The 23,352-nt window shown below is 73.7% G+C and carries 18 protein-coding genes and 1 tRNA gene; 5 read left to right on the forward strand and 14 right to left on the reverse strand.

The genetic code is table 11. From position 1 onward, the window contains the following. Positions 1–45 precede the first annotated feature (45 nt). The gene (locus ACGFMM_RS21965; protein WP_393648066.1) at positions 46–1,515 is read right to left on the reverse strand and encodes an RDD family protein; all 1,470 of its coding nucleotides are present in this window, start codon (positions 1,513–1,515) and stop codon (positions 46–48) included. A gap of 302 nt (positions 1,516–1,817) precedes the next feature. Here ACGFMM_RS21965 and ACGFMM_RS21970 point away from each other — a divergent pair, with 302 nt between their 5' ends. After that, a complete protein-coding gene (locus ACGFMM_RS21970) occupies positions 1,818–2,354 on the forward strand; it encodes an SsgA family sporulation/cell division regulator (protein ID WP_393648067.1) in 537 nt (178 codons plus the stop codon). Positions 2,355–2,371: 17 nt separating this feature from the next. On the opposite strand, the gene ACGFMM_RS21975 is transcribed toward ACGFMM_RS21970, so the two are convergent. Continuing rightward, the gene (locus ACGFMM_RS21975; protein ID WP_393648068.1) at positions 2,372–3,739 is read right to left on the reverse strand and encodes an FAD-binding oxidoreductase; all 1,368 of its coding nucleotides are present in this window, start codon (positions 3,737–3,739) and stop codon (positions 2,372–2,374) included. A gap of 98 nt (positions 3,740–3,837) precedes the next feature. Between ACGFMM_RS21975 and ACGFMM_RS21980 the strand changes: the two genes are divergently transcribed. Beyond that, entirely contained in the window at positions 3,838–5,382 is a 1,545-nt protein-coding gene (locus tag ACGFMM_RS21980; RefSeq protein WP_393648069.1) for a tetratricopeptide repeat protein, read from the forward strand. Between the two features lie 292 nt (positions 5,383–5,674). Here the strand turns inward: ACGFMM_RS21980 and hppD are convergent, their stop codons facing one another. Further along, positions 5,675–6,820, reverse strand: coding sequence for a 4-hydroxyphenylpyruvate dioxygenase (gene hppD / locus ACGFMM_RS21985; RefSeq protein WP_393648070.1), 1,146 nt, complete (start codon positions 6,818–6,820; stop codon positions 5,675–5,677). A 121-nt stretch (positions 6,821–6,941) separates the two neighbouring features. Between hppD and ACGFMM_RS21990 the strand changes: the two genes are divergently transcribed. Then, positions 6,942–7,415 (forward strand): Lrp/AsnC family transcriptional regulator, encoded by a 474-nt coding sequence (locus tag ACGFMM_RS21990; RefSeq protein WP_393648071.1) that lies wholly within the window; start codon positions 6,942–6,944, stop codon positions 7,413–7,415. Between the two features lie 170 nt (positions 7,416–7,585). Here ACGFMM_RS21990 and ACGFMM_RS21995 read toward each other — a convergent pair whose 3' ends face one another. The 4 genes from ACGFMM_RS21995 to ACGFMM_RS22010 all read right to left on the reverse strand — a co-directional run bounded on the left by ACGFMM_RS21995 (position 7,586) and on the right by ACGFMM_RS22010 (position 12,792). Continuing rightward, positions 7,586–8,380, reverse strand: a complete 795-nt coding sequence (locus ACGFMM_RS21995) for a S16 family serine protease (protein WP_393648072.1) — start codon at positions 8,378–8,380, stop codon at positions 7,586–7,588. A gap of 91 nt (positions 8,381–8,471) precedes the next feature. Beyond that, complete coding sequence (locus ACGFMM_RS22000; RefSeq protein ID WP_393648073.1) at positions 8,472–9,113, reverse strand: IclR family transcriptional regulator; 642 nt, start codon at positions 9,111–9,113, stop codon at positions 8,472–8,474. A gap of 261 nt (positions 9,114–9,374) precedes the next feature. Further along, a complete protein-coding gene (locus ACGFMM_RS22005; protein WP_393648074.1) occupies positions 9,375–11,165 on the reverse strand; it encodes a DEAD/DEAH box helicase in 1,791 nt (596 codons plus the stop codon). A gap of 157 nt (positions 11,166–11,322) precedes the next feature. Beyond that, the gene (locus ACGFMM_RS22010; RefSeq protein ID WP_393648075.1) at positions 11,323–12,792 is read right to left on the reverse strand and encodes an MFS transporter; all 1,470 of its coding nucleotides are present in this window, start codon (positions 12,790–12,792) and stop codon (positions 11,323–11,325) included. Positions 12,793–13,012: 220 nt separating this feature from the next. Here ACGFMM_RS22010 and ACGFMM_RS22015 point away from each other — a divergent pair. Both ACGFMM_RS22015 and ACGFMM_RS22020 read left to right on the forward strand, forming a co-directional pair. After that, positions 13,013–13,084 (forward strand) — tRNA-Cys (locus tag ACGFMM_RS22015). 97 nt (positions 13,085–13,181) lie between these two features. After that, complete coding sequence (locus ACGFMM_RS22020) at positions 13,182–13,565, forward strand: hypothetical protein (RefSeq protein WP_393648076.1); 384 nt, start codon at positions 13,182–13,184, stop codon at positions 13,563–13,565. A 40-nt stretch (positions 13,566–13,605) separates the two neighbouring features. Here the strand turns inward: ACGFMM_RS22020 and ACGFMM_RS22025 are convergent, their stop codons facing one another. From ACGFMM_RS22025 to ACGFMM_RS22055, 7 genes are all read right to left on the reverse strand, one after another. Then, positions 13,606–15,921 (reverse strand): xanthine dehydrogenase family protein molybdopterin-binding subunit, encoded by a 2,316-nt coding sequence (locus tag ACGFMM_RS22025; protein WP_393648077.1) that lies wholly within the window; start codon positions 15,919–15,921, stop codon positions 13,606–13,608. Beyond that, a complete protein-coding gene (locus ACGFMM_RS22030) occupies positions 15,918–17,318 on the reverse strand; it encodes a 2Fe-2S iron-sulfur cluster-binding protein (protein WP_393648078.1) in 1,401 nt (466 codons plus the stop codon). The genes ACGFMM_RS22025 and ACGFMM_RS22030 overlap by 4 nt, the downstream gene beginning before the upstream one ends. Next, on the reverse strand, positions 17,315–18,190 hold the full coding sequence (locus ACGFMM_RS22035) for an FAD binding domain-containing protein (RefSeq protein WP_393648079.1): 876 nt from the start codon (positions 18,188–18,190) through the stop codon (positions 17,315–17,317). The genes ACGFMM_RS22030 and ACGFMM_RS22035 overlap by 4 nt, the downstream gene beginning before the upstream one ends. Before the next feature lie 188 nt (positions 18,191–18,378). After that, on the reverse strand, positions 18,379–20,052 hold the full coding sequence (locus ACGFMM_RS22040; protein ID WP_393648080.1) for a beta-N-acetylhexosaminidase: 1,674 nt from the start codon (positions 20,050–20,052) through the stop codon (positions 18,379–18,381). 83 nt (positions 20,053–20,135) lie between these two features. Beyond that, positions 20,136–20,966: a carbohydrate ABC transporter permease gene (locus ACGFMM_RS22045; protein ID WP_393648081.1), complete on the reverse strand. Its 831-nt coding sequence runs from the start codon at positions 20,964–20,966 to the stop codon at positions 20,136–20,138. After that, positions 20,963–21,847: a carbohydrate ABC transporter permease gene (locus tag ACGFMM_RS22050; RefSeq protein ID WP_393648082.1), complete on the reverse strand. Its 885-nt coding sequence runs from the start codon at positions 21,845–21,847 to the stop codon at positions 20,963–20,965. The genes ACGFMM_RS22045 and ACGFMM_RS22050 overlap by 4 nt, the downstream gene beginning before the upstream one ends. After that, a complete protein-coding gene (locus ACGFMM_RS22055) occupies positions 21,844–23,172 on the reverse strand; it encodes an extracellular solute-binding protein (RefSeq protein WP_393648083.1) in 1,329 nt (442 codons plus the stop codon). Before ACGFMM_RS22055 ends, ACGFMM_RS22050 begins: the two co-directional genes overlap by 4 nt. Positions 23,173–23,352 lie beyond the last annotated feature (180 nt).

Genomic DNA, 23,352 nt, shown 5'->3' on the forward strand with positions numbered 1-23,352 from the left:
GCCGCAACGGCCCCGCAACGCGTCGCCCCCCGTTCGGGGGACCGGTTACACCGCCGCGACGAAGGTGCGCGCCGCCTTGTCGTGCCAGCACTGCCGCCAGGGGCGGTCGAACACGCACCACAGCACGTTGACCACGCCGACGGCCAGCAGTCCGAGCACGCCGTATACCAGCCAGCGGCGCAGCGCGGCGCCGAAGGCCGGCGGCTGGTGCGCCTCGATGTCGCGGACCTGCAGACCGCAGAGCTTCTTGCCCAGCGTCCGGCCCCACTTGGCGGTGGGCAGCGCCTCGTACAGCACGCCGAGGACGAGCAGGATGCCGAGGGCGATGCCGAACTGGACGGAGGTCGTGCCGTCCAGGAGCCACACCTGCACGGTGGTGCCCGACTGCTTCGCCGCCTCGATCTTGTCGGCGATGTGGTCCAGCGCCTGCGCGACGAACGGGAACGCCGCGCCGCCGGCCAGCGCGCCGAGCACCACGGAGTCGATCAGCCGGGCCGCGAGCCGCTTGCCGAGAGCGGCCGGACGGGCGGACGCCTGCGCCTGAGCCGCCTTCAGGAACGGGTCCTCGACCGGCGGCTTCCACGGGACGACGGGCTGCTGCTGAAGCTGCTGCGGCGGCTGCTGCTGAAGCTGGTGCGGTGACTGCGGGGCCGCGGGCTCCGGGTGGGAGAGCCGGGCCACCTGCTGCGCCCAGGAGCCGGCGCCGCCGCCCTGGCCCGTGGTGACGGGCCCGGCGGCCGGGGCCTGCGGCTGCGCCTGGGCGGGGACCTGGGCGGCGGACGCCTGCGGCTGCGCGGTCTGCGGAGCCTGCGGGCTCTGCGGGGCCTTGGCGGCCGGGCCGCCGAGGGCGCGGATGGTCATGGTGCCGCCGTCGTCGCCGGAGGGCCGCCGCCGGATGGCGACCGTCCCCTCGGGCGCGTCCGGACCGGGCTGCGTCTGCCGTACGCCGGGCAGCGCGCCGCCGCTCGGGTCGGCGGGCACCACGCCGCTGCCGGGCACGGTGCCGGCGATCCGCATGCCGGGAGCGGCGGAGGACTCGGCGGCCGGGGCCCGGTCGGCGGGGGTGCGGTCGGCCGGCGTGCGGTCCGCCGGGGTACGGGGGTCCTGGCGCGGGGTCCGCGGGTCGGCCGCCTCGGGCGCGCCCCACGACACCTTCTGGTCGCGCTCGCCGCCGAAGCCGGTCTGCCGCGCGGTGTCGGCGCCCCAGGCCGAGGCCGGTTCGGGCCTGCTCTCCTCGGCCGGTTCCTCGTCCAGGAACACCGGCCCGGTCTCCTCGACGGAGGGCGTGGCCGGGGGAGCCTGCCGGGGCGCCGGGGCCTGGGAGGCGAGCACCGGGGCCGGCGGCAGCGCCGATGCGGGCGGCGCCGGCATCGGCTCGCCGTCCTTGGGCGCGGGACGGCTCGTCCCGGGCACCCAGGCGGCGCCGTTCCAGTACCGGACATATCCGGGAATGGACGGGTCCGGGTAGTACCCGGCCTGGGGTACCTCTCCGCCGCCGCCTGGAGGAGTAGCCACTGCCCCGACTCCGTTCCGTCACGCACCGCTGCCTCTGCCAAGGAGGACAGTAACGAAGAACCGTGCGAGGGGAAGAAGGAGGCCGCCAGAAAGCCCGCCTTCGAGCGACAACGTCCTGGTTCCCGTCACCCGGGCGTGGGGCCGGGCCTAGGGTGTCTGCCGACGGCCGGGCGGTCGACGGGCGCCCGGGCCGGAAAAGTTTCTCGAGAATTTCCAGGAAGTCGCGTCATAGCCGGTCACCACCCCGCTCTCACCTCATGCAGGCCCGCAAGGGGTCCGCAGGAGAACCAGGGAGAGCGGACATGCAGAACACCGAGAACACCGAGAACACCGTCGTGGAGCGCGAGCTGGAGCTGCGCCTGGTGCTGTCGCCCGAACGCAGTGTCCCCGTGCCCGCCCGGCTGACGTACCGCGCCGACGACCCCTTCGCCGTGCACATCGCCTTCCACATCGGCTCGGACCACCCGGTCAACTGGACGTTCGCCCGCGAACTGCTCGTCGAGGGCGTGTTCCGGCCGTGCGGCCACGGGGACGTGCGGATCTGGCCGACGAAGGTCGACGGCCGCAGCGTGGTGCTGATGGCGCTGTCCTCGCCGGACGGGGACGCGCTCCTGGAGGCCCCGTCGGCGCAGGTTTCCGCCTGGCTGGAGCGGACCCTGCGCGCGGTCCCGCCGGGCACCGAGGCCGACCGGCTCGGCCTCGACGACGGGCTCGCCCGGCTGCTCACCCCGTCCCCCAAGCTCTCGACTTCGCTCGAGCAGGGAGGTACCCCCATCGGGGACGACCTGTGGCTGCGCGACCCGTGGCCGTCGGACGAGTCCCAGGACGGCGAGCTGTGAGCCCGGGGACACCCTTCTCAGAACACCTTGCCGGGGTTGAGGATGCCCAGCGGGTCGAAGGTCTGCTTGATCCCGCGCTGCAGCTCCACTCCCACCGGACCCAGCTCCCGCGCCAGCCACTCCTTCTTCAGCGTGCCCACCCCGTGCTCGCCGGTGATCGTGCCGCCCAGTTCCAGGCCGAGCGCCATGATCTCGTCGAAGGACTCCCGGGCCCGGCGGGCCTCGTCCTCGTCGGTGTGGTCGAAGCACACGACGGGATGGGTGTTGCCGTCGCCCGCGTGCGCGCAGACGCCGATGGTCAGGTCGTACTTCTCGGCGATCGCGGCGGTGCCGTCGAGCATGGCGGCCAGCCTGGTACGCGGTACGCACACGTCGTCGATCATCGTCGCGGACTTCACGGCCTCCAGCGCGGTGAGGGACAACCGGCGGGCCTGGAGCAGCAGTTCGGACTCCGCCGCGTCGTCGGCCGGGACCACCTGGGCCGCTCCGGCGGCCGTGCACAGCGCGCCGACCGCGGCCAGGTCCGCAGCCGGGTCCGGGGTGTCGAAGGCGCACAGCAGCAGCGCCTCGGTCGTGTGCGGAAGACCCATGTTCGCCAGCTTGTTGACCGCCCTGATCGTGGTGCGGTCCATGATCTCGAGCAGCGAGGGCGTATGGCCGGCCTCCATGATCGCGCAGACCGCCGCGCAGGCGGCCCCCGTCGAGCCGAACTCGGCGGCCAGCACCAGCTGCTGCGGCGGGCGCGGCTTGAGCGCGAGCACCGCCTTCACCACGATTCCCAGACTTCCCTCCGAGCCGACGAAGAGCCGGGTGAGGTCATAGCCGGCCACTCCCTTGGCGGTGCGCCGGCCGGTGGACAGCAGCCGGCCGTCGGCGAGCACCACGTCGAGGCCGAGCACGTACTCCGCCGTCACGCCGTACTTGACGCAGCACAGGCCGCCGGACGCGGTGCCGATGTTGCCGCCGATCGTGCAGGTCTCCCAACTGGACGGGTCCGGCGGGTAATACAGGCCCTGTTCGTCGACGGCGCGGGAGAGCACCGCGTTGACGACGCCGGGCTCGACGACCGCGATCCGGTCGACCGGGTCGATCTCCAGGATCCGGTCCATCTTCACCAGTGACAGCACGATGCAGCCGTCGGTGGCGTTGGCGCCGCCGGACAGCCCGGTCCGGGCGCCCTGCGGGACGACGGGGACGCGCAGCTCCGTCGCGACCCGCATGACGTGCTGCACCTGTTCGACGGTGCGCGGCAGCACCACGGCCGCGGGCACGCCGGCCGGGCAGAAGCTCGCCATGTCGTTCGCGTAGGAGGCCATGACGTCGGGATCGGTCTGCAGGGCCTCGGCGGGGAGGCCGGCGCGCAGGCGGTCGAGAAGATCGTCCATGGCTCCAGCCTGGCACTCGGGGCCATCGGTGTGAACCCGGTGGACGTTCGGGTTCGTCGTCGACGATGTGCTCTTCGTACGGGCGCAGAGTGAGCGCCATGAAGAACGTCGGACGCAGAAACGTTCTCGTCGCCGGGGTGTGCGCGGCGGCGCTCGGGGGCGCCGCGCTGGTGTGGGGGCCGGCGCTGCTCGACGACGGGCCGGAGCCGCTGCCCGGCCCGGCCGCCCGGGCGATGACGGCCGCGCACGCCGGGGCGCCGGCCTCCCTGCCGGACCTGGCGGTGCTGATCGGCGACCGGAAGGCGTGGCTGCGGGAACACCCCGAGGACGACGCGTCCTGGGCGGTGCTCGGCGCGGCGTACACCGAGCGCGGGACGCGGACCGCCCGGGCCGCGGACTACGGGCAGGCGGAACGGGCGCTGCGGAAATCCCTCGCCGTGCTGCCGGCGAAGCAGGGGAACGTGGACGCGCAGCTGGCGCTGGGGGCGCTGGCCAACGCGCGCGGCGACTACGCGCAGGGCCGGGCGTGGGCGGAACGGGTACGCGCGCAGAAGCCGAAGCGCTGGGCCCCGTACCCGGTGCTGATCGACGCGTACACGGGGCTCGGCGACTACGCGAAGGCGCACAAGGCGGCCGAGGCGCTGAAGGGGCTGCTGCCCACCGCAGCGGCGCTCGACCGCGCGGCGCAGTCGTTCCGCGACCGCGGCTGGCGCGAGGACGCGAACGCGACGGCGATCGAGGCGGCGGGGCGCGCGCAGAGCCCCGCGCAGAAGGCGGCCTGTCTGTACCGGCTCGGCGAACTGGCCTGGGAACGGGGCGAACCGGCGGAGGCGGTGGCGCAGTACACCGCGGCACTGCGGCTGGCCCCCGCGCACGGCCCGTCGCTCGCGGGGCGGGCGCGGGCGCTCGGCGCGCAGGGGCGGACGGCGGAGGCGTTCCGGGACTACCGGGCGGCGCTGTCGGCGGCGCCGCTGCCGGAGTACGCCCTCGAGGCGGGCGAACTGTACGAGGCGGAGGGCCTCGACGGGGACGCGGCGACGCAGTACGAGACGCTGCGCGCGCGGGTGACGGAGGCGGGCTCGTACGGCGTGAACGGCGAACTGGTGCTCGCCCGCTACGAGACGGACCACGGCGCCCCGCAGGACGCGGTACGGCGACTGCGGGCCCAGTGGGCGAAGGGCCACCGCTCGATGGACGTCGCCGACGCGCTGGCCTGGGCGCTGTACCGCACGGGCGAGGCGGAGGAGGCGCTGCCGTACGCGCGGCGCGCGACGGAGGAGGGGCGGCGGAGTGCGCTGTTCACGTACCACCGCGGGCAGATCGAGCGCGCGCTCGGGCGGTACGGGGCGGCGCGCCGGCACGTGGCGGAGGCGCTCCGGATCAACCCGTACTTCTCGCCGCTCCTCGCGCCGGCGGCCAGAGAAGCCCTGACAGCAATGGGCGACCCGCCGGAGGGCGGCCCGAGGTCCTTGGAACCGGCGAAGAACGCCCCCCGCCGCCCGGTTACGGGCACCCGCCCCGCCGGGACGCCCTCAACCGTTGCGGGCAATCGCCCCGCGGGGGCGACCCCCACCCCCGCCCCCACCGTTGTGGGCAATCGTTCCGCAGGGCGGAACGGGTGGGCACAACGGACGGCGCCCTAGCGAGCGCCTGCGCCCGTTGCCGTAACCCGCACTCCGTGCGCGCCGCCCCCGTGGTGCGGGTCCAGGCCCGGAAGCTGAGCGTGCCCGCATGGGCGCCGTCCCGTGTGCCCACCCGTCCCTCCCCCAAGGACTTCGTCCAGGGGGGACCCCCAAGCGGGACGATTGCCCACACGGGCGGGGGCGGCGTGGTCCCGGAAACGCCGCGGCCCCACGGGGAGGGTGGTCCCGTGGGGCCGTGGCAGCGGCGGTGGCGGGCCGGGCGTCCCCCGGGCGGCCGGCTCGCCTGCCGCGGTCAGAGGTTGCCGCGGCGGTCCTGTTCGCGCTCGATCGCCTCGAAGAGGGCCTTGAAGTTGCCCTTGCCGAAGCCCATCGACCCGTGGCGCTCGATCATCTCGAAGAAGACGGTCGGGCGGTCCTGGACCGGCTTGGTGAAGATCTGCAGCAGGTAGCCGTCCTCGTCGCGGTCCGCGAGGATCTTCAGCTCGCGCAGCTCGTCGATCGGCACACGCGTGTCGCCGACCCACTCGCCGAGCGTGTCGTAGTACGCGTCCGGCACGGACAGGAACTCGACGCCCGCCGCCCGCATGGCCCGCACCGTCGCGACGATGTCGTTCGTGGCGAGCGCGATGTGCTGCACGCCCGGGCCGCCGTAGAACTCGAGGTACTCGTCGATCTGCGACTTCTTCTTCGCGATCGCCGGCTCGTTGATCGGGAACTTGACCTTCTTGGTGCCGTCGGCCACGACCTTCGACATCAGCGCCGAGTACTCGGTGGCGATGTCGTCGCCCACGAACTCCTTCATGTTCGTGAAGCCCATGACCCGGTTGTAGAAGGTCACCCACTCGTTCATCTTGCCGAGCTCGACGTTGCCGACGCAGTGGTCGATCGCCTGGAAGGTCCGCTTGGCCGGCGGCTCGACGATCGGGCTCGCGGCGATGAAGCCGGGCAGGTACGGGCCGTCGTATCCGGAGCGGTCGACGAGGGTGTGACGGGTCTTGCCGTACGTCGCGATGGACGCGAGGACGACGGTGCCGTGCTCGTCCTTCAGCTCGTACGGCTCGGCGATGCCGGTGGCGCCGTGCTCGACGGCGTGGGCGTACGCGGCGCGCGCGTCCGGGACCTCGATCGCCAGGTCGACGACGCCGTCGCCGTGCTCGGCGACGTGCTCGGCGAGGAAGCGGCCCCAGTCGGTGGAGGGCTTGATGACGGAGGTGAGCACGAAGCGGGCCGCGCCGTTGGTGAGGACGTACGACGCCGTCTCACGGCTGCCGGTCTCCGGTCCGGAGTACGCGACGAGCTTCATGCCGAAGGCCGTGGAGTAGTAGTGCGCGGCCTGCTTGGCGTTGCCGACGGCGAAGACGACCGCGTCCATTCCCTTGACCGGGAAGGGATCGGCCTCGCGCGCGGTGTTCGGGGTGGTGTGGAGGGTCTCAGTCATGTCCGCAGACTCTCTCCGTTCCACAAGCTGCGCAATAGTTCGCTGATTCACTGGTCAATCTGACCAGTGATACGTCAGGATCGGCGTACGTTCTGCACAGGATGACCAACGGGAGGCCGGCGTGGCGATCGATCATCTGGACGGGCGACTGCTGACCCTGCTGGCACAGGAGCCCCGCATAGGGGTCCTGGAGGCGTCCCGCCGGCTCGGGGTGGCGCGCGGCACGGTCCAGGCGCGCCTCGACCGGCTGCAGTCGAACGGGGTGATCCGCGGCTTCGGCCCGGACGTGGACCCGGCGGCCCTGGGCTACCCGGTGACCGCGTTCGCGACGCTGGAGATCAAGCAGGGCCAGGGCGGCGACGTACGGGCCCATCTGGCGACCGTCCCCGAGGTGCTGGAGCTGCACACGACGACCGGGCACGGGGACATGCTGTGCCGGCTGGTGGCGCGGTCGAACGCGGATCTGCAGCGCGTGATCGACCGGGTGGTCGGCTTCGAGGGGATCGTGCGGGCGTCGACGGCGATCGTCATGGAGAACCCGGTGCCGCTGCGGATCGTCCCGCTGGTCCAGCAGGCGGCGGAGGACGAGGGGTAGAACGCGGGAGGGGACGCGGGGGAGGTCGGGCGACGAGGGGTGGCGCGCAGGAGTACGGGCGGATGGTCGGCGGGCTCCTGCGGGCTCCTGCCGACGGCGGACTCCTGCCGCGGCCGACTCCCGCCTACGGCCGACTCCTGCCTACGGCCCTCCCGCCCCGCCCCGCCCCCTCAGCAGCGCGGGACCTTGGCCTCCTGGCCCTTGCCGAGGGCCGTGAGGGACGCGACCGCGTCGTCCAGGGTGCTGACGGGGATCAGCCGGATGCCCTTCGGCAGTTCGGCCTCCGCGTCGTCGCACTCCGCCTTGGGGACGAGGAACACGGTCGCTCCGTCCCGGCCGGCGGCCTGGGTCTTGAGGGAGACCCCGCCGACGGCTCCGACGGTGCCGTCGGCGTCGATCGTCCCCGTGCCGGCGACGATCTTGCCGCCGGTCAGTTCGCCGCCCGCGCCGTTGCCGACGAGCTTGTCGACGATCCCGAGGGAGAACAGCAGTCCGGCGCTGGGGCCGCCGACGTCCGCGAGGTGCAGGGTGACCTTCACGTCCTTCGGGCTCTTGCCCACGTGGTTCAGGGCCGCGAGCGCGGCGGCGTCCTGGGACTGCTCCATCTGCTGGAGGTTGTGCTTCGCGACCTCTTCGTCAGACTTCCCGCTCGGGTAGACCATCGCGCGCGGGTACACGGCCCGGTCGGTACGGAACCAGGCGTCGGCGACGTCGCCGAGGTCGACCTCGGTGCCCGGCCCGGTGGCCAGGATGGTCGTCATCCGCAGCTGGCCGGTGGTCGGGCGAACGGGGGCGCCGGTGATGGTGATGATCGGCCGCCCCTTGTCCTCGCCGAGGACGTCCGCGGTCGTCCCCGGCTGGGCCACCGCGAACGGCAAAGGCGCCGTCCCGACGACGGCGAGCAGCGCGACGACCGGCAGCGCGCAGAGCGCGAGCACTCGGGCACGGGAGAGGTTGCTGAACACGCCCCCCAAGATAACGCCCGCCCCGACCGGCTCCCCCGCCCCTCAGGGCACAGGGGCCGCCCGGGGCCGCTCCCCCGCCTACCGCGCCCGCCTACCGCAGCGCGTCCGCGACCTCGCGGGCCGCGTCGACCACGCGGGGGCCCACCCGCTCCGGGACCGCGTCGGCGAGCATGACCACGCCGACGCTGCCCTCGATGCCGGTGACGCCTATCAGCGGGGCGGCCGCGCCGCTCGCGCCCGCCTCCAGCTCGCCGTGGGTCAGCGTGAACGTCGGCTCGGTCAGTCCGCCCTGCCGGGCGGCGAGGATCGCCCGGCCGGCCGCGCCGCGGTCCAGCGGGTGCCGGAATCCGGCCCGGTACGCCACGTGGTAGTCGGTCCACGTCGGCTCGACGACGGCGACCGCGAGGGCCTCCGCGCCGTCGACCAGCGTCAGATGGGCCGTCGCGCCGATGTCCTCCGCGAGCGAGCGCAGCGCGGGCAGCGCGGCCTCCCGCACCAGCGGGTGGACCTGGCGGCCCAGGCGCAGCACGCCGAGACCCACGCGGGCCCGGCCGCCGAGGTCGCGGCGGACCAGGGCGTGCTGCTCCAGCGTGGCCAGCAGCCGGTAGACCACGGTGCGGTTCACGCCGAGTTTGTTGGACAACTCGGTGACCGTCAGGCCGTGGTCGGTGTCGGCGAGCAGTTTGAGGACACGCAGTCCCCGGTCGAGCGTCTGGGAGGTCTCCGCGGTCACGACGCCCTCTCCTTCGGAGTGAGTGCCGGCGGGCTCCTGCGGTAACGCGACACCGGTCCCGCGGCGACGCACGTCAGAGGCCGCCGGCGGATGGGGGTGCAGTACCGGCTGCGCTCCGCGGCGGCGTTGCCACGGGGCGTTCGTTTGCTTGGCGGGGACAGTAGCGACCTGCTCCGCTCAGCGGAAGACCTCGTCCAGAATCCGGGCGCGGGCGACCGGATACGGCCGGTTCGGGGCGCAAGTAGGCCGGTGAGCGGCTTTTCAGCGCATCCGGGTGGCCCACTCCTGGACCTTCTTGATCCGCTCGCGGATCTGCCCGGCGGTCGCCTCCGCGCTCGGCGGGCCACCGCACACACGGCGCAGTTCGGTGTGGATGACGCCGTGCGGCTTGCCGCTCTGGTGGACGTACGCACCGACCATGGTGTTGAGCTGCTTGCGCAGTTCGAGCAGCTCCTTGTGCGAAACGACGGGCCGCCGTTCGGCCGGAAGCTCCAGGAGGTCCGCCTCGCTGTCCGGCTTCTTGCGGCTGTGCGCGATCTGCCGCGCCTGGCGCTTCTGCAGCAGCAGCTGCACCTGGTCGGGTTCGAGCAGGCCGGGGATGCCGAGGTAGTCCTGCTCCTCCTCGCTGCCCGGGTGGGCCTGCATGCCGAACTCGGCGGCGTTGTACAGGACGCGGTCGAAGACGGCGTCGGACTCCAGCGCCTCGAAGGGCAGCATGTCCTGTTCGCCGGTGTCCTCGTCCTGCTGGCGCTCGGCCTCCGCCAGCTCCTTCTCGGACTCGGCGTACGGGTCCTCCTCGCCGTCCTTCTTCGGCTTGTCGAGCACGTGGTCGCGCTCGACCTCCATCTCGCCGGCGAATCCGAGGAGGGTGGGGATGGTGGGAAGGAACACGGACGCGGTCTCGCCGCGCCTGCGGGATCGTACGAAGCGGCCGACGGCCTGGGCGAAGAAGAGCGGGGTGGAGATGGTGGTCGCGTACACGCCGACGGCGAGGCGGGGGACGTCGACGCCCTCGGACACCATGCGGACCGCGACCATCCAGCGGTCGTCGCTGTCGCTGAAGTCGTCGATGCGCTGGGAGGCGCCGGTGTCGTCGGACAGGACGACGGTGGCCTTGGTCCCGGTGATCTCGCGGATCAGCTTGGCGTAGGAGCGGGCCGAGTCCTGGTCGGAGGCGATGACGAGGCCGCCGGCGTCGGGGATGGACTTGCGGACCTCGGTGAGCCGCTGGTCGGCGGCGCGCAGCACGTTCGGCATCCAGTCGCCGCGGGGGTCGAGCGCGGTGCGCCAGGCCTGGCTGATCGCGTCCTTGGTCATCGGCTCGCCGAGCCGGGCGGCGATCTCGTCGCCGGCCTTGGTGCGCCAGCGCATGTTGCCGCTGTAGGAGAGGAAGATGACGGGCCGGACGACGCCGTCGCCGAGGGCGTTCCCGTAGCCGTACGTGTAGTCGGCGGCGGACCGCCGGATCCCGTCGTTCCCCTCTTCGTACGTCACGAAGGGGATCGGGTTGGTGTCGGACCGGAAGGGCGTGCCGGTGAGGGCGAGCCGGCGGGTGGCGGGCTCGAAGGCCTCGAGGCAGGCCTCGCCCCAGGACTTGGAGTCGCCGGCGTGGTGGATCTCGTCGAGGATCACCAGCGTCTTGCGCTGCTCGCAGCGGTTGCGGTGCAGCATGGGGCGCACGCCGACGCCGGCGTAGGTGATCGCGACGCCGTCGTACTCCTTGCTGAGCGGCCCGGCGCTGTACTCGGGGTCGAGCTTGATCCCTATCCGGGCCGCGGCCGCCGCCCACTGCTTCTTCAGGTGTTCGGTGGGGGCGACGACGGTGACCTGCTGCACCACGTGGTGGTGCAGCAGCCAGGACGCGAGCGTGAGCGCGAAGGTCGTCTTGCCGGCGCCGGGCGTCGCGACGGCGAGGAAGTCGCGCGGCTGCGTCTGGACATACCGCTCCATGGCGCCCTGCTGCCAGGCACGCAGCTTGTTGGCGGTACCCCAGGGGGCGCGGCCGGGGAAGGCGGGAGAGAGGTGATGGGAGGAGCTGGCGGTGGTAGTCACGGTCTCCGGTTCGACGCTCGTCCAGATATGACAACCGGGCCACCTTACCGGTGAGGCCGAGTCGCCCCGCCGTCCACGAGGGCGTGGCGGGCCCGTGTGAGACGGTCCTCACAACTCCCGGAAGCGCGGCGCAGCATCCGAAATGTGGCTGAATTCGCTACGTCCCGGCGGGCGCGCGCAGGCGGGTGGCGACCCACGCGCCGGCCGCTGCCACCGCGGCCATCGGGAGGAAGACCGCGGCGAAGGCCGCCGGGTGGGACGACGCCGAGGTGGCCGCTCCGTGGGCGGCGGCGCCCAGGGCGCCGCCGCCCAGGGCGGCGAACGCCGCGCCGCCGGCCGTGAGGAGCAGGACGTTCGAGAGGCCGTCGGAGATCTGGAGGGCCGCCGAGTTCGTGCCCGCCTCCTCCGGCGCGGAGAGTTCGAGCAGCAGCACGCTCGTCGAGGCGATCACCACGCCCATGCCGAGGCAGCCGAACGCCCAGGCCACCGCGACCGTCCACACCGGCACCCCCGGGATCAGCACGCTCGGCGCGGCCGCGATCGCCGCCGCGACCAGGACCATCGCGGCCACCCGCGCCCGCTCCCGGTACGGAGCCATCCGCGGCCGTGCCTGGAGGTACGAGCCCAGGGCCCAGGTGAGCCCGCCGACCGCCAGCGACAGACCCGCCAGCGTCGGGCTCACGCCGCGCTCCACGACCAGCATCAGCGGGACGAACGACTCCGCCGCGATGAACGAGCCCGCGGCGATCCCCCGCAGCAGCACCACCGACGGCAGCCCCCGCCCCGCCCGGAACGTGCCCTTCGGCAGCAGCCCGAGCGCCGACGGCACGAGCAGCGCCGCGCCCACCGCGGCGGGCAGCAGCGAGAGCCGGCGCAGGTCCTGGCCCGCGTACTGCAGCAGTCCCGCGCCCAGCGAGATGCCGAGCGCCAGCCGGATGCGCCGCCGGTCGAACGGCGGCAGCGGCGCCGTCGGGTCGGCCGGCCCGGAGGCCGTGCGCCGGATCGCCGGCAGCGCGAGCGCCAGCGGGAAGACCACCAGGACCGGGATCCCGACGAAGACCCAGCGCCAGCCCAGGTGTTCCGTGATCGTCCCGGACGCCAGCGGTCCGACCACCGACGGCACCACCCAGGCCGCCGCGAACGACGCCATGATCGCGGGCCGCAGCGCCTCCGCGTACGCCCGGCTGACGACCACGTACAGCGCGACGATCACCAGCCCGCCGCCGAGCCCCTGCACCGCCCGTCCCAGGACGAACAGCCACATCGTCCCTGCGGTGCCGGAGAGCAGCAGTCCGGCCGCGAAGGACGCCATGCCGACGGCGAGCGGCGCGAGCGGGCCGCCGCGGTCGGACCACTGTCCCGCCAGCACCATCCCGAACAGGCTGGTCGTGAAGTACGCGGAGAACGCGAAGGCGTACAGCGCCACCCCGTCCAGCTCCCGCGCCGCGACCGGCATCGCGGTGCCCACCGCGGTCGCCTCGAAGGCGATGAGCAGGACCACGGAGACGATCCCGATGCTGAGCGCCCGGTGTTCGCGGTCGAGCACTCCGCCCGGGGCCTTGTCGGCGGCGGTCCGGTCGGACGGTGCGGCTGCGACGCCGGTGTCGCGGGGGTCGAGAGCGCTCATCCCCACAGCGTAAGAGGCGCACCCGCCCTTGGGGCCTGTCACGGGTCGGACCGGCCCTCGGACCTTGGTCGTACGACCGCACGCCCCGGGCGCCCCCGAGCGACCCCGTACAGCTCGAATCGCGCCTTTGTGAACGGGGTATGGCAGTCCCGTTGCAGGGCCCGCGTCGCCCTTCCGCGGCCGGTGCCCCCGCCCCTACGGTCGTTCATGTCGCCACCACGACCGTGTGCCCGAGAGGCTCAGGGGCTCGACTGCAACTCGAGTGACGCGGGTTCGAATCCCGCCACGGTCTCCGAGGAAGGACGGAGGGCCCGGGGTACACCCCCGGGCCCTCCGCAATTTCCTCAAAGGATCTTCACAGGGTCTGGTCGGCGTGCCACAGTCCCGCCATGACCATCACAACGGGCCGCAAGCTCGGCGCCCTCGTCGGCGTCGCCCTCGCCGGGGGACTGCTCCCCGGCATCACCCTCGGTCCCGGTTCCGACGCGTACATGTCCGTGCTGTTCGCGTTCATAGCCGTCGCGGTGCTGACGCAGCTGATCTACATAGGGCCGTCCGCGCACGTCGGCGGTCTGCCGCTGCTCGCCCTCGCCGCCGCCGGCGTCGTCCAGGACTCGCTGATCTGGTGGCTGCTGTCCTGGGCCGGCCCCGCCTCCGGGTCCGACCTGCGCGTCGACGGGTTCCTCACCATCGTGCTCGCCGGGCTGATCACCCGGATCGCGATCCTCGGCGTCTCGCTCCTCCTCGGCCGCCCGGCGGACGAGGAGGACTGAGCCGGCGGAGGACTGAGCCGGCGGGCACGCCGGACGGGCCCTAGCCCGCCGCCACCGCCGCCTGCGGGCGGATCGGCAGCCGGTTCACCGGACGCCCCGTCGCCGCCCGCACGGCCGAGGCGACCGCCGCCGGCGCCGTCACGACCGGCACCGCGCTCGCCGGCTTCGCGCCGAACGGGGCCACCACGTCCCGCTCCTCGACCAGCTTGACGATCCGGATGTCCGGCGCGTCGAGCGCGGTCGGCAGCGCGTAGCCCATGAAGTCCGGGTGCCGGACCACACCGCGCGCGGTGCGCAGGTTCTCGGTGAGCGCCGCGCCGACGCCCTGCGTGACGCCCGCCTCGATCCGGGCCGCCAGCTGCGCCGGGTTCAGGATCCGGCCGACGTCCTGGGCGACGGCCATCTCGACCACCCGTACCGAGCCCAGTTCGATGTCGACGTCCACCACCGCGCGGATCGCGCAGAACGCCAGGCCCACGAAGGCGTCGCCCTGCCCCGACTCGTCCAGCGGCTCCGTCGGGTGCGGGCGGCACTGCGCGGTGGCCCACAGCTCCTTGCCGTCCATCGCCTCGGTCACCGTCGTGGACAGCACGCCGTCGTACGAGGTGATCTTGCCGTCGGTGATCTGGAGCAGCTCCGTCGACATGCCGAACTTGTGCGCCAGCGGCTGCAGCAGCTGCGTACGGACCATCTTGGCCGCCCGCTCCACCGCGCCGCCGGACACCCATGTGTGCCGGCCGTGCGTCGCCGCGCCCGCCGTCGGCTGGTCGGTGTCGACGGAGGCGACGTGCACCTCCTCGATGCCGAGGGTCTCCTGGACGATCTGCCGGGCCAGCGTGCCGAAACCCGAACCGGTGTCCACCGCCGCGCAGATGACCGTCGCGACCCCGTCCTGCACCTTCACGGTGGCCGTCGAGACCTCGTCCGCGCCCTCCGCGCCGAGCATGTGGACCATGCCGAGCGCGTAGCCGACGCCCCGCCGCACGGCCCCCGGCTCGCCCGCGCCCTCGGGGCCGCCGGGCAGCAGCCAGTCCTCCTCCGGGTCGTCGAGCGGCAGCGGCGGCAGCGGGAAGTCCCGTACCGCGCCGAGCAGTTCGGCGACCGGGGCGGGGCAGGTGACGGTCTGGCCGGTGGGCAGCAGGTCGCCCGTCGCCAGCACGTTGCGCATCCGCAGCTCGGCCGGGTCGACCCCGAGCCTGACCGCCAGCTTGTCCATCTGCGCCTCGTACGCGGCGCACACCTGCAGCGCGCCCTCGCCGCGCATGTGGCCGGACGGCGGGTTGTTCGTCCGGACCGCCCAGCCCTCGACGAAGGCGTGCGGCACCACGTACGGGCCGCAGGCGAACGAGACGGCGGCGGCGAGGGATTCGGCGGAGTGGTCCGCGTAGGCGCCCGCGTCGAGCAGGATCTGCGCCTCGACCTTCACCAGCCGGCCCTCGGCGTCCGCGTGGTGGCGGTAGCGCAGCAGGGTGGGGTGGCGGTGGGCGTGGCCGAGGAAGGACTCCTCGCGGGTGGCGGTGAGCTTGACCGGGCAGCCGGTGCGCAGCGCGAGCAGACCCAGCGGGATCTGGAAGCCGGGGTCCTCGCGGTCGCTGGTCGCGCCGGGCACGCCGGTGACGACGACCTTGACCTGCTCGGGGGCGAGCCCGAAGCAGGCCGCGGCGAGGTCGCGGTCGGTGTGCGGGTCGGTGGAGGCGGTGTAGATCTCCACGCCGCCGTCCGGGCGCGGCACGGCGAGCCCGGCCTCGGCGCCGACCGGCGCGGGGTCTTGGCGGCCGATCCGGTACAGGCCCTCGACGATCACCTCGCCGGCGATGTCGGGGTCGCCGAAGCGGAGCGGGATGTGCCGGATCAGATTGCCGTCGGGGTGCAGCGGGGCCGCGGCGAAGGCCTTCTCCGGGTCGGTGACGGGTTCCAGGACCTCGTACTCGACGGCGATGGCCGCGGCGGCCAGCCGGGCGGTGTCGGGGTGGTCGGCGGCGACGGCGGCGATGGCCTCGCCGTGGTGCCGGACGATGTCGGAGGCGAACACCGGCCGGTCGGCGACGGTCCGGCCGTACGCCGGGTCGCCGGGCACGTCCGCGTGCGTGACGACGGCGCGGACGCCGGGCAGCTCCGCGGCGGCCGTGGTGTCGAGGGAGACGATCCGGGCGTGCGGGTGCGGGGAGCGCAGCACCGCCGCCCACAGCAGCCCCTCGGCCCACAGGTCGGAGGCGTACGGGAAGGTGCCCTCGGCCTTGGCGCGGGCGTCGGCCGCCGGCACGGAGGCGCCCAGGCCGTGCTCCCGCTCCTCCTGCTGGGGGCCGTCGAGCGCCGTGGGAACGGCGGGAACGGCGGTGGTCGCGTCGCTGCTCACGCCATGCCTCCGTCGAGCGGGTGGGGGATCTGCTGCGGGATGCGCGGCTCGCGGGCCTCGGACGACTCGCCGGCGGCCGCCGCCCGCTCGGCGACGACCTCCTGGACGGCGTCGAGGACGCCCCGGTAGCCGGAGCAGCGGCAGAGGTTGCCGCAGAGGGCCTGGCGGGCCTCCCGCTCGGTGGGCGCGGGGTTGCCCTCCAGCAGGTCGTGGACGGTCATGGCCATGCCGGGGATGCAGTAGCCGCACTGGACCGCGCCGCAGTTGGCGAGGGCCCGCTGGACGTCGGAGGGCTCCCCGTCGACGGCCAGGCCCTCGACGGTGCGGACCTCGCTGCCGGCGGCGGTCGCGGAGGGCACCAGGCAGGAGGCCACGAGCCGGCCGTCGACCTGGACGTTGCACGCGCCGCACTCGCCCTGCGAGCAGCCGTCCTTGGCGCCGGCGAGGCCGAGGCGCTCGCGCAGTACGTAGAGCAGCGACTCGCCGATCCACGAGCCGGTGACGGGCCGGTCGGCGCCGTTGACGCGCAGCACATACGAGATGTGCGGGTGATCGTCGCTGTCGCTGCTGCTGCCCGTGTCGAACGCCGGAGCGACCGGAGGCCCGGGAAGGGCCTCGGGGGACTCGTGGAACGCCTCGGCGCCCTCGGGGAGGATCTCGGGGCGGTCCTCGGCGGACGGAGCGGCGTGGGGCTCCTCGACGGCGTCGCCGGCGGCGTCCTCGGCGGAGGGCTCGGCGAGGGGCTCCGCGTACTCCTGCTCGTGCACCGGCTCCTCGGCGAGGTGCTCCGGCTGCTCCTCGCCGCCCTCGGGCTCCTGCGGCACCGCCCACGGCGCGGGCGCGCCGCCGGGCAGGGTCGCGGGCGCGCTGCTCGCGTACTGGGCCAGCATCGAGGTGGTGAACTCGCCCGACTCGTCCGCGCCCTCGGCCACGGTCGGAATGGTCCACTGCCCCGTGGACTGCGGCTCCTGGGCGAAGCTCCACTGCCCGGTGGCGTGCGGGTCCGGCTCGGGCGCACCGGCGCTCGCCTGCGGCGCCTGCGGCGGCTCCACGGCGTCCTGGGGCCCCACGTACTCCGCCTCGACCGGATCCTGCACCACCCAGGTGCCGGTCGCCGCCGGGTCGGTGGCGGCGGCCGGGGTGAGCGGCACGATCATCGGCGGCGGCACGTAGCCGTGGCCGGGGGCGGCCAGGGGCGCGGCATGCCCGGACGCGCCGAAGTCGAAGTCCGGCGGGAGCTGGACGAAGGCGGTGGCGTCGCTGTCGTAGCCCTCGCTCTGCGGGAGGGGCTGCCAGCCGCCGTGCGGGTCGTGCGCCGGGCCGCCCTGCGCGGGAACCTGGCCCGTCTCCTGCCCCTGCGGGGCCCCGTACAGGTGCTCGTTGTCCTCGGTGCTCACGACAGCGCCCTCCCCAGTGCCCGTCGGGCCAGCGCGGCGACGGTGCGCCGCAGGTGCAGTACGGCGGGCGGCAGCTGCTCGTCTCCCGCCGGGTCCGGGATGCAGGCCGCGGCCACGTACTCGCCGAAGGCGGTCAGCGCCTCCGGGGCGAGGCCGCGGTCGTTGTCCCAGTCGACCAGCGAGGCGATCCAGCGCTCCGCCTCCAGCGGCCGCAGCGGCATCGGCGCGATCGCGCCCACCGCGCAGCGCACCGCGCGATGCGCCGGGTCGAGCACGACGGCGACGGAGGCGGCGGCGCGGGCGGGACCGGTGCGGCCGGTGGCCTTGAGGAACACCTGCGGGGCGTGCAGCAGTGGGACGCGCACGAAGCCGACGAGCTCGCCGGGCGCGAGCAGGTCGCGGCCGGCCAGCAGGTGCGAGACGGGGATCTCGCGGCCGCCGTCGGGGCCGGTGACGACCAGGTCCGCCTCCAGGGCGGCCAGGACGGGCAGCGAGTCGCCGGCCGGCGCGGCGGAGACGACGTTGCCGCCGAGGGTGCCGGCGTTGCGGATCTGGGGCGGTCCGGCGGCGCGGGCGGCCGCGGCGAGCGCGGGGATGAGGGCGGCGAAGTCGGGCCGGCCCATCCGGGAGTGGGTGAGACCCGCGCCGAGCAGCGCGTGACCGTCCTGGTACTGCCAGCCGCGGATCTCGTTGATCCGGCCGAGGCCCACGAGCCCGGCGGGGCGCAGCTGCCCCCGGTTGACGGCCGCCATCAGATCGGTGCCGCCCGCCACGGGCACGGCGGCGGGCATCGCGGTGAGCGCGGCCACGGCCTCGTCGAGCGTGGCCGGCAGCGTCACCGAATGCGCCGTCCGTGGTGCGTGCGTGGTCAACCCGCTGCCCCTTCCCGGTGTCCCCGACTGTCCCCGGTCGTCCCGCCTGTGTGGCCGTACCGTACGTGCTCACAGCCCGGACGTGGCAACTCTGGCACATCTTCCGAGCCGTCCGGCGCGAGGGTCCGCGAAGGACGGTTCCGTCCCGGACCTCCCACGGCTCGGGATATGGCCGGATTTGTCGGTACTCACGCGTTCGGGGGCGGCGTCTCCGAGGGGCGTCCGGGCACCCCGGGGCGGCGCTGCCAGGGGCGGGGTCCGGAGGGGGGCCGGTAGTCGACGCCGAGGGCGTCGAGCCGGGCGTAATGGGCGGTCATGCGCCGCTCGAAACCGTCGAAGTCGCGCTCGGCGGGGGCGGGCAGGGCGGACCAGGCGACCTCGGCGAAGGCGGCGAGCCGGGGGAAGACCTGGTAGTCGACGCGGCCGCGGTCCTGCATGACCTCGGTCCACACGTTGGCCTGTGTGCCGAGCACATGCGCGGCGGCGGCCTCGGACAGACCCGGCGGCACGGGCTCGAAGCGGAAGACGTCCTCCAGGGTCCGTACATGGCCGATGGGCATCGGCTCGTCGTCGCCGGGGGCCTGACGGTAGTCCAGGTACACGGAGTGGGCGGGGCACATGACGACGTCGTGGCCGGCCTCCGCGGCGGCGATCCCGCCCTCGCAGCCGCGCCAGGAGGACACGGCGGCCCCGTCGGCGAGGCCGCCCTCCAGGATCTCGTCCCAGCCGATGAGCCGGCGGCCGCGGTCGGCGAGCCAGCGGTCGAAGTGTCGGATGAACCAGGACTGCAGCCCGTCCTCGTCCGCGAGGCCGAGTTCCCCGATGCGGGCCTGGGCGGCCGGGGACTTCCGCCACTGGTCCTTGGGGCACTCGTCGCCGCCGACGTGGACGTACGGCGACGGGAACAGGTCGAGGACCTCCTCGAAGACGCCCTCGTAGAAGCGGAGGACGGCGTCGGTGGGGGCGAGCACGTTGGGGTTGACGCCCCAGGTGTCCCAGACTCCGAGCGCGGCGGTGTCGACGACGTCGGTGTTGCCGAGCTCGGGGTACGCGGCGATCGCGGCCTGCGAGTGGCCCGGGAGGTCGATCTCGGGGACGACGGTGACGTGCCGTTCGGCGGCGTACGCGACGAGTTCGCGGATGTCGTCGTGGGTGTAGAAGCCGCCGTGCGGGGTCTCGTTCCAGTACGGCGAGTCCCGGTGCCCCCACTTGGTCCGCGCCCGCCACGCGCCGACCTCGGTGAGCCGCGGGTACCGCTCGATCTCCAGACGCCAGCCCTGGTCGTCGGTGAGGTGCAGGTGCAGCACGTTCAGCTTGTGCGCGGCGAGCAGGTCGACGTACCGCAGCAGGTCCGCCTTCGGCATGAAGTGCCGCGCCACGTCGAGCATGACGCCCCGCCAGCGGAAGCGGGGGGCGTCGGCGACGGTGAGGCACGGCAGGTCCCATTCGCGGCCGGCCGGGCCGACGGGGGCCCGGCGGTACGCGTCCGGCCCGAGCAGCTGACGCAGCGTCTGCAGGCCCCAGAAGACGCCCGCGGCGCCGCCTCCCTCGACGAGGACGGCAGCGCCGTCGACGGACCCGTCGGTCGACAGCCGGTAGCCCTCCGGGCCCTGCGCCGCCGCGATCTCCGCGCTGACGCGCAGTCGGATCGCGTACGGGCCGGCGCCGGGCGCGAGGGCGAGCCCGGTCGCCGCGCCGAGTTCGGCGCGCAGCAGCCGCGCCACGCCCTCGGTCCCCGGCCCCGCGTCGAGCGTCGTCCGCTCGTCGAGCGAGACATACCCGGGGCTCCCCGCGGGGACCTCGACGACGCGGGGCGCGGGGATCAGCTCTGCGCAGGGGTCGTGCGGCGGTTCGTCCTGCATGACATCGGCCTTTCGGAATCGCGAACGGAAGCCTCGGCCCCGGGACGCCCCGGGCCGCAGGGGGCGCGGGGGCGGAGCCCCCGTCAGTCCTTCACCGCGCCGCCGAGCCCGGAGACCAGGCGGCGTTGGACGAGCACGAAGAAGACGAGCACCGGGATCGTCATCACGGTCGACGCCGCCATGATGCCGCCCCAGTCGTTGTCCTCGGGCTGGAAGAAGACCAGCAGCGCCATCGGCAGCGTCGACTGCGAGGTGTCGCTGATGAGGAAGGACTTCGCGAACAGGAAGTCGTTCCAGGTCGAGATGAACGAGAACACGCTCGTCGCGACCAGGCCCGGGAACACCAGCGGGAACAGGATCGTCCACAGGAACCGCGCCCGGCTCGCCCCGTCCAGCGCGGCCTGTTCCTCCAGCGCCTCGGGCACCGCCTTCACGAAGCCGCGCAGCATCCAGATCGCGAACGGCAGCGAGAACGCGAGGTGCGGCAGGATCAGCGAGCCGAGCGTATTGAGCTGGCCGAGGTCCCGCATCAGGAAGAACAGCGGGATGGTCAGCGCCTCGACCGGCACCGTCTGGGCGACCAGGAACATCACGAGCAGCGTGGTCCGGAACCGGAACCGGAACCGGACGACGGCCGTCGCCGCGAGGAAGGCGATCACCGCGGAGGCGACCACCACCGTGCCCGCGACGAACAGGCTGTTGAGCAGATAACGGCCGAAATCCTGCTGCTCGAAGACCCGCCGGAACGAATCCAGGGATGGTGCGAGGGTCCACGGCCGGGCCTCGGTCGACTGGATCTCGCCGGCCGGCCTGAACGCCGAGAGCACCATCCAGTACAGCGGGAACGCGACGACCGCGGCGATGAGCAGCGTGGCGCCCTCGGTGAGGAGACGGCGGATGCGGAACCGGCTCACAGGTCTCCTCCCCGGCGCCGCAGCAGCCGCAGGTACACCAGCGTCACGGCCAGCAGGATCAGCAGCATCACGACGCCGATCGCCGAGCCGAGGCTGTACTGGGACGAGGCGAACGCCTTCTGGTACGCGTACACGTTGAGCACGAGGTTCTGGCCGGCGATGCCGCCGCCGTTCGTCATGACGTAGATCTGGGTGAAGACCTTGAAGTCCCAGATGACCGACTGGATCGTGACGACGAGCAGGATCGGCCGGAGGATCGGCGCGGTGACCGACCGCCAGATCCGCCACTGCGAGGCCCCGTCGAGCGCGGCGGCCTCCAGGACCTCGGCGGGGACGGCCCGCAGGCCCGCGTAGACGGTGACCATCACGAACGGGAACGAGCACCAGACGACCTCGAAGAGGACCAGCGCGAAGGCGCTGAGGCGCCCGTAGGTCCAGGAGAAGTCGCCGAGCCCGAGCAGCCGGTTGAGCGGCCCGTGGTCGGGGTCGAAGAGGAAGACCCAGACCGTGGAGCCGGTGACCGCCGGGGTGGCCCACGCGCCGAGCGCGGCGAGCATCAGCGCGAGGCGCGGGACGGCGCGTACCCGGGTCAGCAGCACGGCCAGCGCGCATCCGACGGCGAGCGTGGCGACGACGCAGGCGGCGGCGAACAGCACGGTCGCGAGCAGCACCTGCCGGAACTGCGGGTCGGAGAAGAGCGCGGTGTAGTTGCCGAGGCCCTGGAACGAGGTCGGCTCGCCGCCGCTGACCTGGGCCTGGGTGTACTCGAGGAGGGAGATCAGGCCGAGCTGCCAGATCGGGTACACCAGCAGCGCGCCGAGCACGGCGAGCGCGGGCAGCAGGTAGAGCCAGGGCGTCCAGCCGGGGCGTGCCGGGGTCATCGCGCCGCCGCGAACGCCGCGTCCATCTTCTTCGCCGCGTCGCCGGTGGCGGCGGCCACGTCCTTACGGCCGCTGACGATCTCCTGGAACATCGTCGGCAGCACCTGCTGGGCGTCGATCCGGCCCCAGGCCGGGGACGCCGGGACGAACCTGGCGCCCGCGTCGAGGGAGTCGATGAACGGCTTCACGAAGGGCTGCCGGCGGGCGGCCTCGGCGCGGACGTCGGTGTACGTGGGCAGGAAGCCCATCGCGTCGAACAGCTCGCCCTGGGTCTTCTTGCCGGCCAGCGTCTTCATCAGGTCGACCGCGAGGGTGCGGTGCGTGGTGCTCCTGAGCACACCGAGGTTGTTGCCGCCCGCGAAGGCCGGGGCTATGGAGCCGGGCGCGACGCCGGGCAGCGGGACCACGGCGTACTTGCCCTTCACCGCGCCGGCCTCCACGGCCGCGTGGCTGAAGTCGCCGCCGACGGCCATGGCGGCCTTGCCGGAGGCGAAGGCGGTGACGGTCGCGTTGCCGCCCATGGCGGCGCACTTGGCGGCCGGGCAGTTGTCGTCGCCGAAGAGCGAGGTGTACGCGGCGACGCCCTTGCGCGCGGCCTCGCTGTCGATCGCGGCCTTGTACGTGCCGGCGCTCCCCGTGGCGAGTTCGCCGCCGTTGGCCCACACGAAGGGCAGCGCGCCGTAGGTGTACGCGCCGCCGACGGCGAGCCCGTACAGCTCGGGCCGCGCCTTGTGGACCTTCTTCGCGGTGGCGATCAGCTCGGCCTGGGTCTTGGGCGGCCGCACGCCCAACTCGCGGAAGACGTCGGTGCGGTAGTAGAGCGCGCGGACGCCGACGAAGAGCGGGGCGCCGTAGACCCTGCCGTCGACGGTGACGGAGGCCCGCGCGGCGGGGTCGGTGTCCTTGGCGTCGGGCCAGGCACCGAACTCGGCGGTGACGTCGGCGAGTCCGCCGTCCTGCACGTAGCCGGCGGTGTCGGTGTTGCCGTACTCGATGAGGTCGGGCGCGGAGGCGGGGTCGTTGAAGGCGGCCTTGACGCGCTGGGCGCGGGTCTCGACGGGGATGTACTCGACCTCGACGGCGGCCCCCTTGTTCCTGGCCTCGAAGGCGGCGATCGCGTCCTCGACGACCTGTTGTTTCGGCCGGTTGTCGACCTCCCGGAAGAGCCAGACGCGCAGGGTGCCGCTCTTCTCGTCCTTCGCGGCCGCGCCGCCGGAGGTCTGCGGGGCGCAGGAGGTCGCGGCGAGCCCGGCCAGGACGGCGGCGGTGATCGGGGCGGCGATGCGGGCGGCGGTGCGGGCGGCGGTGCGGGCGGAACGCTTCATTCGGGGCTCCCGTGATCCGCGTTGCAACATGCGCAACGAGCGTTTCGTGGTGCACAACACGCGTGAGGTTAGAGGCGTGCGGACACCCCGACAAGTGGTCTCGACCACTCCGTGACCGACGGAAGCACCCCCTGCAACGCGAGACGGCCCCCGGGTGCGCGCCGCAGCACGCTCCCGGGG

Origin of the sequence: Streptomyces sp. NPDC048604 (assembly GCF_043199435.1) — a bacterium.
Classification (GTDB): domain Bacteria; phylum Actinomycetota; class Actinomycetes; order Streptomycetales; family Streptomycetaceae; genus Streptomyces.